A 14881-nucleotide genomic window follows, 5' to 3' on the forward strand; every position below is an offset into this window, starting at 1 on the left:
TCAGGGCTGTTTAGCCAGTTGTGAAATTTGAGCGTCAAGTGTGTCTAAATCTAGTTGACCAATGTGAATGGTAGAAATTTTGCCCGTATTAGACACGAAGAATGTAGTCGGCATCGGAGATATCCCATAATCTCGAACTGAATTTTTGTCACGATCAAGCATAATAGGAAATGTAACACCAACCTGCTTCACAAAATGCTCTACGGTCATCTGATCTTCCCCTACATTAATCCCGATAAATTGAACACCCTGGTCTTTCCACTTATCCGCTTGTGCTTGAAGTGCAGGCATCTCCTTCACACAAGGCTCACACCATGTCCCCCAGAAGTTGACGACTAGTGCCTTGCCCTCGTATTCCTCAGACGTATGTACTTGACCGTCCAAGCCCAGCAGTTCAAAAGAAGGTGCTCGATCTCCTTCTTTTGGCTTGCCATTCGAGCCGGATGCGGATGTACTAATTGCATATCCGCCCAACACCAGGATCAAAAACAAAATGACGATCTGCACCGTTCTTCTTGATTTCCCCATGTGCGCTCTCCTTTTAAGGTGACTATATAAATTGAACTAAAGAATAGTACACAAACCTCTCGTGTAAATGTTTAGTTCAATTTATATAGATCATTCGCAATACGTAACTGTCCCAGATATCTGTGAACATCCTATGAACAATTATAGCGAATTCCGTCACAAAATTGCGGCAGTTTTATGAAAATTATGTGTCCTTACATTACCTTTTCTTCATTTTTTTGGCTGGTTCTGATTTTGCGAGTTGAATTAGGTTATTGACTTCTTCTTTGGATAGATTACGAGTCAGTCCCCGTTTCAGGTTTTGCAGCAAAATCCCACCGAAAGCAATACGTTTTAAGCGTGTCACCGGATGGTTAATCGCTTCAAACATCCGTCGAACCTGGCGGTTACGACCTTCATAAATAGTAATTGAGATTACGGCCTCATTGTTTGCGGTATCCACATCCTTGTATTCAACCTCAGCCGGAGCGGTCATACCATCATCAAGCATAATCCCTGTCTTTAATTTTTCCAGCGCCGATCCATGCGGAACGCCTTTGACTGTTGCCAAATACGTTTTGGGTACATGGTGCTTTGGATGTGTCAGTAAATGTGCAAATTCGCCGTCATTCGTAAGAATCAATAAACCTTCCGTATCATAGTCCAGTCTTCCTACTGGATATACACGTTCTTTGACCCCTTTAAGGTAATCGGAAACAATTTTCCGTCCTTCTGGATCGGATGCACTTGTAATTACACCTTTTGGTTTGTTCATAAGCAAGTACACTTTTTTCTCACTGCGGATCGGCTTCCCGTTTACCGTAATGATATCCTCTTCAGGGTTTGCTTTCGTGCCGAGTTCGGTCACGACCTCCCCATTGACTTCTACTTTGCCGGACTGGATCAGTTCCTCGCTTTTGCGACGGGATGCGATACCAGCTTGAGCAATAATTTTTTGTAATCTTTCCATGTTTGTCATGTCACCTCACACTAATGATACCCATCAAGGAGGGAAATCACAAGGATAATCCAAGGAAAATGTAAACAGAGGCTCTAAATGACCATTTCGAGTACTAACCGTATAACTTTTAACGCAAAAAAACTCACCCTTCTTATCTCTGTTACGAGAACAAGAAGGATGAGCAGCATCCAGCTATGTTTTTTGTTTGCTCTACTTTTTATAACATCATAAGTATAATTCAACTAATTTGAAACCTTGCCTGCAACAACCACTTGCTTTCTCGTAGGTTTCGCGCTGTCTTTAATAAAGTCTTGCAGGGTTTGTGATGTAATGAAGTACGTTCTTGAACCATAGACAAAGGTCATCATGCCAATGACTTGATTGTTTTGATCCAACACAGGGCCACCAGAGTTACCTTGTGCCATGGATTTCACAATACTGCCTATGCCTTTTCGACCTGGAACATCGGTTGCATTAGGGCTGGAAACCCGGCTTTTAGCAATCGTATTGTAAGTCGCAGGGAATTCATCATCGAGAATAACTAAATCCCCATCTGGATTTTTGGGAAAACCAATTGTATACACAAGTTGATTATCCCTTGCGTTTGCAAACGTTACAGGCTGTACATTTATTTCTTCATCCAGCTTCAGTAGCGCCATATCTGTTACCGGATCAGTCTTTATAATTTTGGCTTTGATCGGACGCTTCAGCTCGCCTGGACTGGCAACAGTTAACGTTCCCTCATCACCCTTCGCTAGCTCCGCATACTCCTGAACGACATGATAATTCGTAAGCACTTCGTCCTTGGATATCAAAATGGAAGTTCCGACATCATAATACACCACGTCCGGCTCATCCTGCTTGACTAAACGAACGTTAACGACTGGAAAAGAATCCGCGGTAACCGCAAACTTTTCTCGTAATTGTTTATCAAAGTATCCGGTAAAATGTATCGTGTTGACCGCTTGCGCATCCACCATTCCAGTAGGGCCAGTTAGCAATCCTATCGCCATCATGCCTGACAACCCAAACTGAAGCACTCGTTTCCATCTCTTATGCATGTGCAACTCTCCTCCCGCTATCCATTCTAGCATATCTTGTATATCGGAAGGAGAATGCAACTTGGTTAACTATAGTTATAGAATATATCGAAATAGATTTATCCAAAAACGATTAAACAGATGACAAGTGCCGCAATGAAGCCTACAACATCTGAAAACAGACCTACTTTGAGTGCATATCGACCGTTTCGAATGCCTACCGCCCCAAAATATACGGTTAGTACATAGAGTGTCGTATCTGTGCTGCCTTGAATTGTAGAGGCCATACGACCAATCATGGAGTCGGGTCCATAGGTCTTAATTAGATCGGTTGTAAAAGCCAGAGAGCCTGTCCCCGTTAGCGGACGAAGAATTCCCAGTGGCAAGACTTCTCCTGGTATACCCATCCAAGATACAAGTGGAGCAAACCAACTAATCACAAAATCAAGGGCTCCCGAAGCACGAAATACACTTATCGCAACCATCATTCCCACGAGATGAGGAATAATGCTAATCGCAGTGGAGAACCCCTCTTTTGCTCCATCAACGAAGGATTCATAGACTGGAACCTTCTTGGTAAACGCATATAATGGAACAAACGCGATAATAACCGGAATGGCCCAGGCAGAGATCCAGTTGACGAAGGTTAGCAAGGTTATTCATCCTTTCATGCCAGGATTGCCACTTTTCACGATACGTGGCGGTTTGTTCAGCGTTCTATTTCTATACCAACGATCTGCCATAATCGCTGCCAGTGTTGCGATAATTGTTGCGATTAGCGTTGTTCCCACAATCTCTGTTGCGTTGGCAGATTGGTAATTTAACCGAATAGCAATTAGTGTCGTAGGGATTAGCGTAATACTTGCCGTATTTAGCGCGAGTAATGTACACATAGCTGGGGATGCCGTTTGTTTATCAGGGTTAAGTTCTTGTAACTGTTGCATCGCCTTAATGCCCATTGGTGTAGCAGCATTCCCTAGACCCAGCAGGTTGGCACTCATGTTGGATAGGATATAACCCATGGCTGGATGATTACGAGGCACGTCCGGAAACAAGAAGGCAACGACTGGACCAAGAAGCTTAGCAATTTTGCTAAGCAGTCCAGCATCTTCACCTATTTTCATCATACCCATCCAAAATACAAGCACACTGATCAGTCCTAAACAAACCGTAACCCCGGTGGCCGCCCCATCAAAAGCCGCTTGTGTGACCACTTCAATCTTTCCATTCACTGCTGCAAAAACAAACCCAATCACAATCATCAGTAACCAGATTAGATTGATCAACCAGGAAAACCTCCTTTACGGGGACAACAAGTGACTTATCACGGCACGCCATGCGGCTGCCCAAGTTGTAATTTCCCCGATCCCAGCAAATGCAGCTTCTTGCATCTCAGGTTGGGGAGGAATATAACTTCCTTTGTGATACACGGGAATAGAGCCTATGAACTTCCCATTCAGTTGCATTTCAATACGACCAGCTAGACCAAATGAAAGATCATTCGCTTTACTTTCGTTTTGCGATTCATTTTGACTACGATTGTTCGTTAAGATCAGCTTTTTACTTATAGAGTCGATCTCACTTTCAGCCAGCGGATATTGAAATCCTCGTCCTGTAACAACCGTGGTATTCCCCACAGGCTGTTCTTTTTCGGCGATTTCTCTTAAAGGAAAGTTTTTAAATCCGAAATCCAGCATACGTGCATGATCGTTCCAATCGTCTCCATCATTCAGGGTTACAGCCGCTAGCTGCTGGCCATCCCGCGTCGCAGAGCTTACCAGACACCTGAAGGCTTTTTTGGTATAACCGGTCTTAACCCCGTCAGCTCCTTCATACAATCGCAGCATTTTATTTTTGTTGTGCCAGGAGTATTCCCAGCTTTCGTTAGGATTCGGTGCCGATTTATTCTCTGTTGCCACGATGCGTTTGAACACGGGATTATGTAGCGCATACGCCGTTAAACGTGCCAGATCATTCGCCGTAGAATAATGCCCTTCTGCATCCAAGCCATGAGGATTCATGAAATGGGAACGGGTTAACCCGATCTCCTCTGCCTTCTTATTCATCAGAAGCACAAAGCCTTCCTCTGAGCCACCAACATGTTCGGCAATAGCCGAAGCTGCATCATTACCAGAGCGCAACATAAGTCCATACAGCATGTTCTCAAGCGTCATCTCTTCGCCAAGTTTGAGATAAAGCGACGATCCTTCCTTTGCAAACGAAGAGGCTGTCACCTTTACCTTATCTTGTAGTTTTCCATGTTCAATGGCGACAATCGCGGTCATGATCTTGGTCAAGCTGGCGATACGCAATTCTTGATCTCCAGACTTGCTGTACAAAATCCGCCCAGACGTGACATCAATGAGAGCTGCGCTCTGAGCATGAGTTGAGGGGCTTGGAATCGTTCCAGATGCACCGGCAATTCCAACTGAAGACAACAATAATAATGGAATCAGGAAACTCGCAATCATTTTCGTTAACATTTTCATTCAACCATTCCTCCGGGTCACTTGGAATCTTGTACTACTTTATGTCTGGACAACCCGAAGTATGTCCTAGTGATACAAAACAACCTAAAAATCCCTCTCGCATGTGCAGCGGGAGGGATTCAATACATCCATTATTTTAGCTGTAAGTCGATGGATCAGGAGTTCGGATCTCCGGTTCATCTTTAGAAGGGTTACGACGGAACATCTCCTGAATTCGATCCATAACGTATGGCGTTGAATCGATTAATTTCTCAAATAGATGTGTTGAATTATCAAGTGGTACGATATGAACACCTTGTTTTCCTACGACGAGGAAGGCAATCGGACGGATGGACACGCCACCCCCGCTACCTCCACCGAATGGAGAAGCAACCTTGGCTGATTTTGCATGTTCCGCAGTTGACGCAGAACCACTTTCTTTCTTTTCGACATTTACATTAAAGTCACTACCGCCCGCTGCAAAACCAAAGCCCACTTTACTGATCGGCAAAATAACCGTACCGTCCGGTGTTTCAACTGCATCGCCAACGATTGTATTGACATCTACCATGGCCTTGATATTCTCCATAGCAGTTTCCATTAAGCCTTGTATTGGATGATCTGACATGTAAGTTCCCTCCAGTTTCATTTTAACTAGGTTTGATCTAAACCATATCATCCCCAATTTCAAGGGAGTTATGTACCAGTGCATACCTGGATACATCCTGAATTAGTTTAAACCATCATTTGGCAAGGCTCACAATTAAATGTGAGAATTATGATGTTGTTCCTTGAGCTTCTGCTTGTGTTTGCGTCGCTGTTCTTGTACAAGTCGAAACCACATCCGCCAGCCCCCTTCTACTTTGAGAACACGCGTCATCAGACGGAGTCCTGCGGTGAAGACAGCACTAAATCGAATGCGCATATGCAACTCTAGTTCTGTCTGAAATTCCATTTCATCCCCCCACACTGGAATGACTTCCAGACAAGGTGTGCGTTTAAACTGTACCTGATAGGATAAAAATCCAATCATAATGGACTTTATTGTCCATACCCAGCCTGTAACGATGGCCGTATAGGCCGCATCCGCTACTCCAATCCGGGTAGACCAGGATAAATCAGTCATATGTACACGGGTGAGCGTTTGTTTGACCCAAATTTTGAGTGCGTCCGTCGCTCTAAGCATTACTTTTACTTCTTTTGCCCATTTTTTAACTTTGCGTTTGTTCACACGCTCGTTGCCCTCTGCTTCCCCCCGCGAATGGTTCGTTCGTTGCTGCGTCTTCACAAGAAATCCTTCTTTCATATTTTTGAAGACGATACTCGGAATTTCATATTTGATTCGAACCAGGCCGTAGAGAAGACGAATATTGATAAGAGCATAATCATCACTTCTATGTTTACGGAACGTAAAGTGTATATGAATATTCGAGATGAGAACAATGGCAAGTAAAAGAATGGCAAATAGCACGATTCCCCCAAGCCAAATCCACACAGGCCTTACCTCCAAGGCTACATTTCTCTTCCTGAATAGTATGACACTATATATTGGAAAAAATTCATGGCTCATAGAAAAACCGTTGAACTTACACCATTCAGTCATAACCCTTCCGCTTCATACAAACGCAAATAGACCGAAGCCTTTATGTACAAAAGGGATCGGCCTACATGCGCGTGTAACGCGATGACAACTGTTTAATCCTTTACCTATTTTCGTGATCTCCATCATCCAAGTCTTCAGCAATGTCGAATCCATGATCATCGATTACCTCATCAAATGAATCCGTCTGATCACTTCCATCCAAGCTTACCTGTTGCACATCTAATTTATCGAACAAGAGCTGTGTCTCTTCCTCTAGGTTTTCCGTATCTTCGAATAACCCTGGCTCAGGAAGATCCTTAATTGTAGCCAGTCCGAAATAATCTAAGAATGACTTGGTTGTTCCATACAGGATCGGGCGCCCGATCGCCTCTGCTCGTCCCACTTCATGAATCAGATCTTTGTTCACTAACGTATGAATCGCACGTTCAGACTTCACGCCGCGAATCTCTTCAATCTCCACCCGAGTGATTGGCTGACGATAGGCCACAATGGCAAGCGTCTCTAGGGCTGCCTGAGATAACGAAGTACGCGCTGGAGAATAGGCAAGTTTCTCAAAATAAGAGGCATGTTCCGGCAATGTACCAAGCTGTACAACACCTGCCAGTTTGAGAATCTGAACCCCTCTTCCCTGATTTGCAAAATCTGCGACCATTTCCTCCACCGCATCGGACACCCGTTCCGGTTGTTGATCTACGATTTCGGCAATTTGTTTGATACTCAGACCTTCTTCTCCGGACAAAAACAGCAGGCCTTCAATAATCGACTTCAATTTCGGAAAATCCATGATTCCTTGCTTCCCCTCTCCACTCCATAACAATATCCTCAAACATCCGTTCCTGATAACAGACAATCTGCTTCATCTTCATAAGCTCCAAGATCGCAAGAAAGGTAACGACGATTTCATGCCGATAAATCTGTTCATCTAACAGCTTAGAAAACAACAACTTACCTCCAGGCCCTACACGTTCCAGTGCACCAATGACATCACGAATACGGTCTTTAACCGATATTTCATCTCGTTGAATACGAGCAACGGTCGTTCGTTTCTCAGCCTTACGTAGCGCCTTCTGAAAAGCAGCGATGAGATCCGAGGTATGAAGACCCTGAACCGGATTCGATTGTGTCTCCACAGGCATATAAGGTCTAAGATCTTCAGGCTCTTTGGAAAAGATGAGGCTCCGCTCCCACTCCCGCTCATGCAGATGCCGTGCAATCCCTTTGTATTTGCGATATTCAATCAGACGTGCAATCAGTTCAGCACGTGGATCATAATCTTCATCTTCGATATAATCATAATCCTCAAAATCCTCAATTACCGGTGGTTTGGGCAGTAATAGTTTGCTTTTGATCGATAAAAGTGTTGCAGCCATCACGAGAAATTCACTTGTAATATCGAGCTCCAATTCTTGCATCGAATGCAGATACGCCATATATTGATCGGTAATATCGCTGATGGGAATATCCTGGATTTGAATCTCTGCCTTGTCGATCAAGTGAAGCAGCAGATCCAAAGGACCTTCAAAAGTCTCCAGTTTGTATGTAACTACCGTCACTAGACGAATCCTCCCGCCAGAAAAATACAAAACCCTGCTAAGCCGCCGAATTCGGTCTCCCGTTTTCGTCTGCGCAGAGCAGGGCACTACATTAAATAAGCACTATTTTAGCTGTTTCGTCAAGTTCGCCATTTCAATTGCGGCCGTAGCTGAATCCCAACCTTTGTTGCCCGCCTTTGTCCCAGCGCGTTCAATCGCTTGCTCAATGTTCTCTGTAGTCACGAGACCAAAGATCGTTGGCACGCCTGTTTTGAGGTTAATTGCCGCAACACCTTTTGCCATTTCATTACATACATAGTCATAGTGAGTTGTTGATCCACGAATAACTGTTCCTAGTGTGATAACGGCGTCATACTTGCCACTCTCGGCCATTTTCTGCGCAATAAGCGGGATTTCGAAGGCTCCTGGAACCCACGCTACATCGACTTCATTGTCCTGAACGCCATGGCGTTTGAAAGCATCCAGTGCACCGCTGAGCAATTTACTCGTAATAAATTCATTGAAACGTCCAACGACTACTCCATATTTTAATCCTTCTGACACTAAATGTCCTTCGAAAAAGTTTGGCATTGTTAGTCAACTCCTATAATTAGTATGAGATATAATCGAATGATCTTGTCGTATTCTTTTTCCACAAATTACATATATGAATCGATGCTCAATTATTTTTCATTTTGCTCGATTTCATCAAATTTCAGCATGTGTCCTAGCTTCGCTTGTTTGGTATGCAGGTACAGCGTATTATCCTCATTCTCTTGGATCTGAATCGGTACCCGTTCAACTACCTCAAGGCCGTAGCCTTCTAGCCCTTTGATCTTTCGTGGATTATTGGTTAACAGGCGTATCTGACGAACACCAAGGTCTTTGAGGATCTGGGCTCCAATCCCATAATCACGAAGATCCGCAGCGAATCCAAGCTTCAGGTTGGCATCCACGGTGTCTAGACCTTCCTCCTGCAACTTATAGGCTTTGAGCTTGTTGATTAATCCGATGCCCCGACCTTCCTGTCTCATATAGAGCAGAATTCCATTGCCCTCTTCATCTATCTGTCTGAGTGCCGCATCGAATTGAGGCCCACAGTCACAGCGATGAGAGTGGAATACATCCCCTGTGAGACACTCCGAGTGAACGCGTACCAATACAGGCTTGGAACCATCAATCTCACCCTTAACCAGTGCGACATGCTCCTTATTATCCACCGCATTGGTGTATGCAACTGCCTGGAATTCACCAAAATCCGTAGGCATACGCACAGCTACCTCGCGCTGTACTAGCTGTTCCTTCTCATTACGGTACCGAATCATGTCCTGAATGCTAATCAATTTCAGATCATGCTTACGTGCGATTTCCTGTAGATCAGGTAATCTCGCCATCGTACCATCTTCCTTGATAACCTCACAGATCACGCCTGCAGGGTATGAACCACACATGATTGCCAGATCTACTGCAGCTTCAGTATGTCCTGCTCTACGCAGCACTCCGCCGTCTTTGGCGATGAGCGGGAACATATGGCCCGGCTTGCGGAAATCCGAGCTTTTGGCATCAGGATCAATTAAACCCTTCACCGTAATGGAGCGTTCAAACGCAGAAATGCCAGTTGTTGTATCTTTGTGATCAACTGACACGGTGAACGCTGTTCCATGAAAGTCCGTGTTCTGTTGAACCATCGGTTTGAGATTAAGTTCGTCTGCACGTTGCTGTGTAATCGGTACGCAGACTAGACCTCTACCCTCGGTGATCATGAAATTAATGACTTCAGGCGTTGCTTTATCTGCCAAAGCGATGAAATCACCTTCATTTTCCCGGTCTTCATCATCCACAACGATCACGGGTTTTCCTCGCATCAGATCATAGATGGCTTCCTCGATTGGATCGAGAATGGATTGCTCTGTCATACGTCTCCCTCCAATTCTTTTATCTGTCTTTCTCCGTTCTCGTGTAAAAAGTTTATTCAAACCTATATTTTACGCAAAGCCGTGATTGGCCAGATACTCTTCACTTATACTCTTGGGCTTCGTCTCTTTCGTACTGGAGTGACCGTTCCCGTAATGAAGTAAATGATCCACGTATTTACCCAAGATGTCACATTCAATATTGATGGTATCTCCAGTTTTCTTAACATTCAGCACAGTCTCTCCAATGGTATGAGGAATAATGGAAACCGTGAATGATCCGGAAGTGGTGTTCACAACGGTAAGGCTGATGCCGTCTAAGGTGACAGATCCTTTTGGAATCAAATATTTAAAAAGATCATGATCATCCGGTTTAATTTCGAAAACAACCGCATTTTGGTCACGAGTAATACTGCCAATCACTCCCGTGCCATCCACATGCCCCTGTACAATATGTCCACCAAACCGGCCACCAGATAGCATTGCACGCTCTAAGTTTACTTTGCTTCCTGATTGCAGGTGGTTCAAGTTCGTATGTCGATACGTTTCTGGCATAACGTCAGCGGTAAAACCTCCGCCTTCCAGCGTAGTTGCCGTTAGACACACTCCATTTACGGCCACGCTATCACCAATTTTCAAATCATCCATGATGGCGGAAGCTCCGATGTTCAGAACCAATGCTTCGCCCTTTCGACCGATGCGCCGAATGTGACCGACTTCTTCCACTAGACCGGTAAACATGCTACCGCCTCCTTCTTGTACATCCTCTTAGCACTCACGCTTCATCGATCTCCCTTATTCTGGCCAGACCGGGATACCGCCAATGCTAATATTATCTCCAACTTGCTCGATTTCCAGTTGATTCAATTGAATGGCCTGGCTCATACGCTCAACACCTTCGAAACGGAAACTTCCCGGCGTATCATACCCTCCCACAATTTTGGGAGCAATGAACATAAGCATACGATCCACGAGTCTAGCTTCCAGCATTGCGCCGTTCAACGTGCCTCCACCTTCAAGCAAAATAGATCCAATCTCACGCTCACCCAGTTTGCTGAGTGCATTAAGCAGATCGACACGTGGTCCTGGTCCACAGCGGATAACCTCTACACCATATGCCTCTAGGCGCTCAGCCGCTTCAGGGCTTGCTTCATCCGTTGTAAGTACCCAGGTCGGTGCAATCCCGTCCTTGACCATTTTCGAGCCTACAGGTAGGCGTAGCTTGGAATCCACTACAATTCGAACTGGGTGAATGCCTTCCACTTGCAATCGAGTCGTCAATTCAGGATTGTCCGCGATGACAGTCTCAACGCCGACCATAATCCCCTGGTGACGATGACGAAGGGCATGCACGATCTCACGAGCAGGTTCATTGGAAATCCATTTACTATCTCCACTACGGGTAGCAATTTTGCCATCTAATGTCGAGGCCGTTTTGAGCGTCACAAACGGTAATCCTGTGGTGATGTATTTAATGAACTTTTCGTTCAGGCGTCTTCCACGTTCACGTAAAATGCCAACCTCAACCTCAATTCCTTGTTGGCGAAGCATGCTAATCCCTCTGCCCGATACTTGAGGATTAGGGTCTTCACAACACACCACTACGCGCTTTACTTTCTCATGAATCAGACGTTCGCTACATGGAGGTGTTTTGCCATAGTGACTACAAGGCTCCAACGTAACATATACCGTACTGCCCTCAGCATCGCTGCCTGCCATGTTCAACGCGTGCACTTCGGCATGACCTGTACCACGTTTAAGATGTGATCCCAGCCCGACTACGCGGCCTTCCTTGACCACAACACAACCTACAACGGGATTAATTCCAGTCTGTCCTTGTGCCCGTTCTGCCATATCCAATGCGAGTCCCATATAAAATTCATCATTAATCATTTCCAAGTCCGTCACCCCACGGTCTAATCTATTTTGTTATTATCTTCTCCTAGTGGAGAAAATGATGTGCATCTTCATTGTAAAATGATTTTCAATTCGCTATCGAATGTTTAAGGATTCCGTTAAGAAAAATAAAAAATCCCCGTCGAACAGTCCGTTCGATGGGGAGAAGAGACACTACGTCGTCGCAAGACAGCGTTGATACACTGGTTATAAAGCGCACAAAATCACTACCTTGATCGATTCAGGTAAGTGAAAACAAACACATACCCTAATGAAATTCATTTTAGGTAAAGCGCTTCTAAGACATAACCTATGTATGGAGGCAATGGGAAACACCCGTTTTCTCCATGTACAGTCACAAACTCACTGCACACCAACACATCTGCGAATGCAGCCAGAAGCTACACTCTCTCCTTCTCCCATCCAGACTATACTGTCGGTTCTGGAATTGCACCAGATCAGCCATCTGCCTCAGCAGACAGGTCACGGACTTTGCACATAGACATAAATGATTCACGAACATGTGCATCACCGCCGGTAGGGAATCTCACCCTCCCCGAAGGATTGTTGCGTTATTAATTGGATGTTAGCACTTTAACGTCAAAAAATCAATTGTTTTTTGTTCCTTTTTGTCACATACTAACTTTTAATAAGCAAAGATGATGCCAAAAACCGTTTCCCGGATGAGAAACGGTTTTGTCTAAGTTTCGATCGAATCGGCCACAACACCATCTATAGATTAGGAAAGCACCAACCGGCCATATGTTTCAAATCCTTGGCATGATGAAACGGAATTCGATCAGGTACAGGCAGCATGGATGATGGCTGAGGCATATTTCTCGCTACCCTTCTTACCCAGCTTGTGGAGTCGATAGCGAGCGCGGAGCACTGCCAGCGTTCATGTGGTCTCGGTCGAACGGTCATAATTAGCTCCGATTTCCCTGGCATCTCTGGAAAGACACCATCCAGATATTCCACCACCACTCGATTGTCCTTCAGTTCATGACAGTACACTGTGATCCATACCCCTTCACGAACCCGAACCGCATAAACATCGCCGGGCTGTACCGATCCTGTTCCAGCATCAGGAGAAGCCTTTGGAACTTTACTACGGACGATCTTTCTTTTCACCAGTTGACCCAGCATCGTTTCGTCCAAAGGTGGGCTTTGAGCAGGTTTCTCCTCAAGCAATACATTCCTTCGATCAAAATCATGAAATAGTCTAGCCAGATTCTCTTCATTCACACCTACAGAGCTATCCCACCATGCAAGTGGAGCCTGCACTTCAACCCGAACGTTCGGGCGCTGGTCACGCTCCCTATAGGATGTGAACGCCGTGATCAAACCCGGATGTTCAGGCGTATCCAGGATGCCAATTAAGGCTAGGGTCTCAAGCAGGTTACGGTAGACATATTCAGTTTTAGTTGGAAGCAGACCCTCTTTCTTAAGCAGAGCCGCTGCCTTACTATAGCGGGTTTTGGGAGGCAGTGTTCGAAGTACGGTTAACACAGCGCGAAATGTCCAGCGATCATATTCGTTTGGAACAGGAAGATCCTTCTCTTTCACATCTATAAGTTCTCTCAGCGCTAACACATGCCCAAAAGGATCACCGTCCAAAGGTGTTCCTTCTGTCATACGCCAGTACCATTGTATTGTCTTATCCTCTGCCTGGTTTACACTCAATCCACAAATTTCGCAGATTTCCGATGAAGGATATGGCCTGTGTTCATGATTAGGCATGTTACTCGCAATAAGCTTACCTGTTAGCAATGAGCGCCAGATCATCGGTGAAGACCACAAGGAAGCCACAAAAGCTTGCACTGCCTCATCCAACGTCCAATGCTCCGCCAGCATTTTCAACTCAGCAATCGTTTCGTCATGTTGCGGTTTAATAAACTGATTGGGATGACGGCCTGCCGTTTCTAGTGCCTCCCGGTCTTGAATGGGTATGCTTTCTGGCATGACATGCCTAGAAGCCTGTAGTTCTTCGTCCCAGACCATGTTTTCGCTATAAATTTGTTTCAATAATCTTAATTGGTTTACAATATCCAAATTCCGTCATCCCTTCTTAGTACCATATCTTGATGGATGATTTTTATACTTCATAAATCCTCTGAACCAAGAATAACCCATGCTTGAAGGATTCACCAGAATCGATATGCCCATTTATAGACAAGCCAAATATGTAAAAAACCCTTAGTGCATCTGTAACAGAAGCACTAAGGGTTTTGTGTAAAACATAAGTATTTAGTAAAACTTACGCTTCAACAACTTCAACAGTTTCCATTTTGTCGCTTCCTTCGAAAGCGTCAACGAACTCCATACCTTTGGTTACTTTACCAAATACAGTATGTTGTCCATCCAAATGTGGTTGTGGTTGATAGCAGATGTAGAACTGGCTTCCACCTGTGTTACGGCCAGCATGCGCCATAGCCAATGTTCCACGCTCATGTTTGTTCGGGTTAATTTCACAGTTGATTGTGTAACCAGGGCCGCCTGTACCGTTACCAGTTGGGCATCCACCTTGAGCTACGAAGCCAGGGATAACACGGTGGAAAGTCAAACCATTGTAGAAGCCGGAGTTTGCCAGTTTCTCAAAGTTTGCTACTGTGTTTGGAGCTTCTTGATCGAACAGGTCGATCAGAACTTCTCCGCCGTTTGCCATTTTAATTTTCGCTTGTTTCGCCATATGTAAATGACTCCTTTCGTATTGACCATCATTAGTGGTGCCAGAAGCACATGACCCTAGGTCAAGCTTAATAGCACTTTTCATAGTGTACACCGAAATGCGTTCAACCGCAAAATAATCAGCAATTTTTTTCGCACAATCCGGCTAAAAAGGGTGATTTCTGTCCGATCTGTTCTCGTCTTCAAGTTGCTCGGATCTGCTGTAACATAAGAAAGAAGACAAAAGAGCAACGCTCCTTTGCCTTCTTCCTAAATGAGTTACTGATTTACAAT

General features: G+C 44.8%; 16 protein-coding genes and 1 riboswitch. All 16 genes read right to left on the reverse strand.

Annotated elements, in window-relative coordinates; all coding sequences use genetic code 11:
• Complete coding sequence (locus tag V6W81_RS18745) at positions 1-528, reverse strand: redoxin domain-containing protein (protein WP_056696649.1); 528 nt, start codon at positions 526-528, stop codon at positions 1-3.
• A 199-nt stretch (positions 529-727) separates the two neighbouring features.
• Positions 728-1477, reverse strand: coding sequence for a pseudouridine synthase (locus tag V6W81_RS18750; RefSeq protein ID WP_056696646.1), 750 nt, complete (start codon positions 1475-1477; stop codon positions 728-730).
• A gap of 233 nt (positions 1478-1710) precedes the next feature.
• Positions 1711-2529 (reverse strand): S1 family peptidase, encoded by an 819-nt coding sequence (locus tag V6W81_RS18755; protein ID WP_338540045.1) that lies wholly within the window; start codon positions 2527-2529, stop codon positions 1711-1713.
• A 98-nt stretch (positions 2530-2627) separates the two neighbouring features.
• Positions 2628-3161 (reverse strand): spore maturation protein, encoded by a 534-nt coding sequence (locus V6W81_RS18760; protein ID WP_056696642.1) that lies wholly within the window; start codon positions 3159-3161, stop codon positions 2628-2630.
• A 6-nt stretch (positions 3162-3167) separates the two neighbouring features.
• Entirely contained in the window at positions 3168-3794 is a 627-nt protein-coding gene (locus V6W81_RS18765) for a nucleoside recognition domain-containing protein (RefSeq protein ID WP_145045233.1), read from the reverse strand.
• Positions 3795-3809: 15 nt separating this feature from the next.
• On the reverse strand, positions 3810-4997 hold the full coding sequence (locus V6W81_RS18770) for a D-alanyl-D-alanine carboxypeptidase family protein (protein WP_338540046.1): 1188 nt from the start codon (positions 4995-4997) through the stop codon (positions 3810-3812).
• A gap of 136 nt (positions 4998-5133) precedes the next feature.
• Positions 5134-5604 carry a GerW family sporulation protein gene (ytfJ, locus tag V6W81_RS18775; RefSeq protein WP_056696635.1) on the reverse strand — a complete coding sequence of 157 codons (471 nt, stop codon included), beginning with the start codon at positions 5602-5604 and terminating at the stop codon, positions 5134-5136.
• A 135-nt stretch (positions 5605-5739) separates the two neighbouring features.
• Entirely contained in the window at positions 5740-6471 is a 732-nt protein-coding gene (locus V6W81_RS18780; protein WP_186380832.1) for a DUF2953 domain-containing protein, read from the reverse strand.
• A 208-nt stretch (positions 6472-6679) separates the two neighbouring features.
• Entirely contained in the window at positions 6680-7363 is a 684-nt protein-coding gene (gene scpB, locus V6W81_RS18785; protein ID WP_338540047.1) for an SMC-Scp complex subunit ScpB, read from the reverse strand.
• Positions 7332-8132 carry a segregation and condensation protein A gene (locus V6W81_RS18790; RefSeq protein ID WP_145045238.1) on the reverse strand — a complete coding sequence of 267 codons (801 nt, stop codon included), beginning with the start codon at positions 8130-8132 and terminating at the stop codon, positions 7332-7334. The genes scpB and V6W81_RS18790 overlap by 32 nt, the downstream gene beginning before the upstream one ends.
• 102 nt (positions 8133-8234) lie before the next feature.
• Complete coding sequence (gene ribH / locus V6W81_RS18795) at positions 8235-8702, reverse strand: 6,7-dimethyl-8-ribityllumazine synthase (RefSeq protein WP_338540048.1); 468 nt, start codon at positions 8700-8702, stop codon at positions 8235-8237.
• Between the two features lie 92 nt (positions 8703-8794).
• Positions 8795-10027 (reverse strand): bifunctional 3,4-dihydroxy-2-butanone-4-phosphate synthase/GTP cyclohydrolase II, encoded by a 1233-nt coding sequence (locus tag V6W81_RS18800; RefSeq protein WP_307212693.1) that lies wholly within the window; start codon positions 10025-10027, stop codon positions 8795-8797.
• A gap of 69 nt (positions 10028-10096) precedes the next feature.
• Positions 10097-10765 (reverse strand): riboflavin synthase, encoded by a 669-nt coding sequence (ribE, locus tag V6W81_RS18805; RefSeq protein WP_338540049.1) that lies wholly within the window; start codon positions 10763-10765, stop codon positions 10097-10099.
• Between the two features lie 54 nt (positions 10766-10819).
• Complete coding sequence (gene ribD / locus V6W81_RS18810) at positions 10820-11923, reverse strand: bifunctional diaminohydroxyphosphoribosylaminopyrimidine deaminase/5-amino-6-(5-phosphoribosylamino)uracil reductase RibD (protein ID WP_164848736.1); 1104 nt, start codon at positions 11921-11923, stop codon at positions 10820-10822.
• A gap of 404 nt (positions 11924-12327) precedes the next feature.
• Positions 12328-12488: riboswitch (FMN riboswitch) on the reverse strand.
• Positions 12489-12652: 164 nt separating this feature from the next.
• On the reverse strand, positions 12653-13972 hold the full coding sequence (locus V6W81_RS18815; RefSeq protein ID WP_338540050.1) for a hypothetical protein: 1320 nt from the start codon (positions 13970-13972) through the stop codon (positions 12653-12655).
• Between the two features lie 205 nt (positions 13973-14177).
• A complete protein-coding gene (locus V6W81_RS18820) occupies positions 14178-14609 on the reverse strand; it encodes a peptidylprolyl isomerase (protein ID WP_056696621.1) in 432 nt (143 codons plus the stop codon).
• Positions 14610-14881 lie beyond the last annotated feature (272 nt).

This window comes from Paenibacillus tundrae (assembly GCF_036884255.1).
Classification (GTDB): Bacteria; Bacillota; Bacilli; order Paenibacillales; family Paenibacillaceae; genus Paenibacillus.

Bases quoted from the DNA above. Each gene is read 5' to 3' on its own strand.
- V6W81_RS18745 (WP_056696649.1), bottom strand. From the start codon at position 528: ATGGGGAAATCAAGAAGAACGGTGCAGATCGTCATTTTGTTTTTGATC.
- ribE (WP_338540049.1), bottom strand. From the start codon at position 10,765: ATGTTTACCGGTCTAGTGGAAGAAGTCGGTCACATTCGGCGCATCGGT.
- scpB (WP_338540047.1), bottom strand. From the start codon at position 7,363: ATGGATTTTCCGAAATTGAAGTCGATTATTGAAGGCCTGCTGTTTTTG.
- V6W81_RS18800 (WP_307212693.1), bottom strand. From the start codon at position 10,027: ATGACAGAGCAATCCATTCTCGATCCAATCGAGGAAGCCATCTATGAT.
- ribH (WP_338540048.1), bottom strand. From the start codon at position 8,702: ATGCCAAACTTTTTCGAAGGACATTTAGTGTCAGAAGGATTAAAATAT.
- V6W81_RS18820 (WP_056696621.1), bottom strand. From the start codon at position 14,609: ATGGCGAAACAAGCGAAAATTAAAATGGCAAACGGCGGAGAAGTTCTG.
- V6W81_RS18750 (WP_056696646.1), bottom strand. From the start codon at position 1,477: ATGGAAAGATTACAAAAAATTATTGCTCAAGCTGGTATCGCATCCCGT.
- ytfJ (WP_056696635.1), bottom strand. From the start codon at position 5,604: ATGTCAGATCATCCAATACAAGGCTTAATGGAAACTGCTATGGAGAAT.
- V6W81_RS18755 (WP_338540045.1), bottom strand. From the start codon at position 2,529: ATGCATAAGAGATGGAAACGAGTGCTTCAGTTTGGGTTGTCAGGCATG.
- V6W81_RS18770 (WP_338540046.1), bottom strand. From the start codon at position 4,997: ATGAAAATGTTAACGAAAATGATTGCGAGTTTCCTGATTCCATTATTA.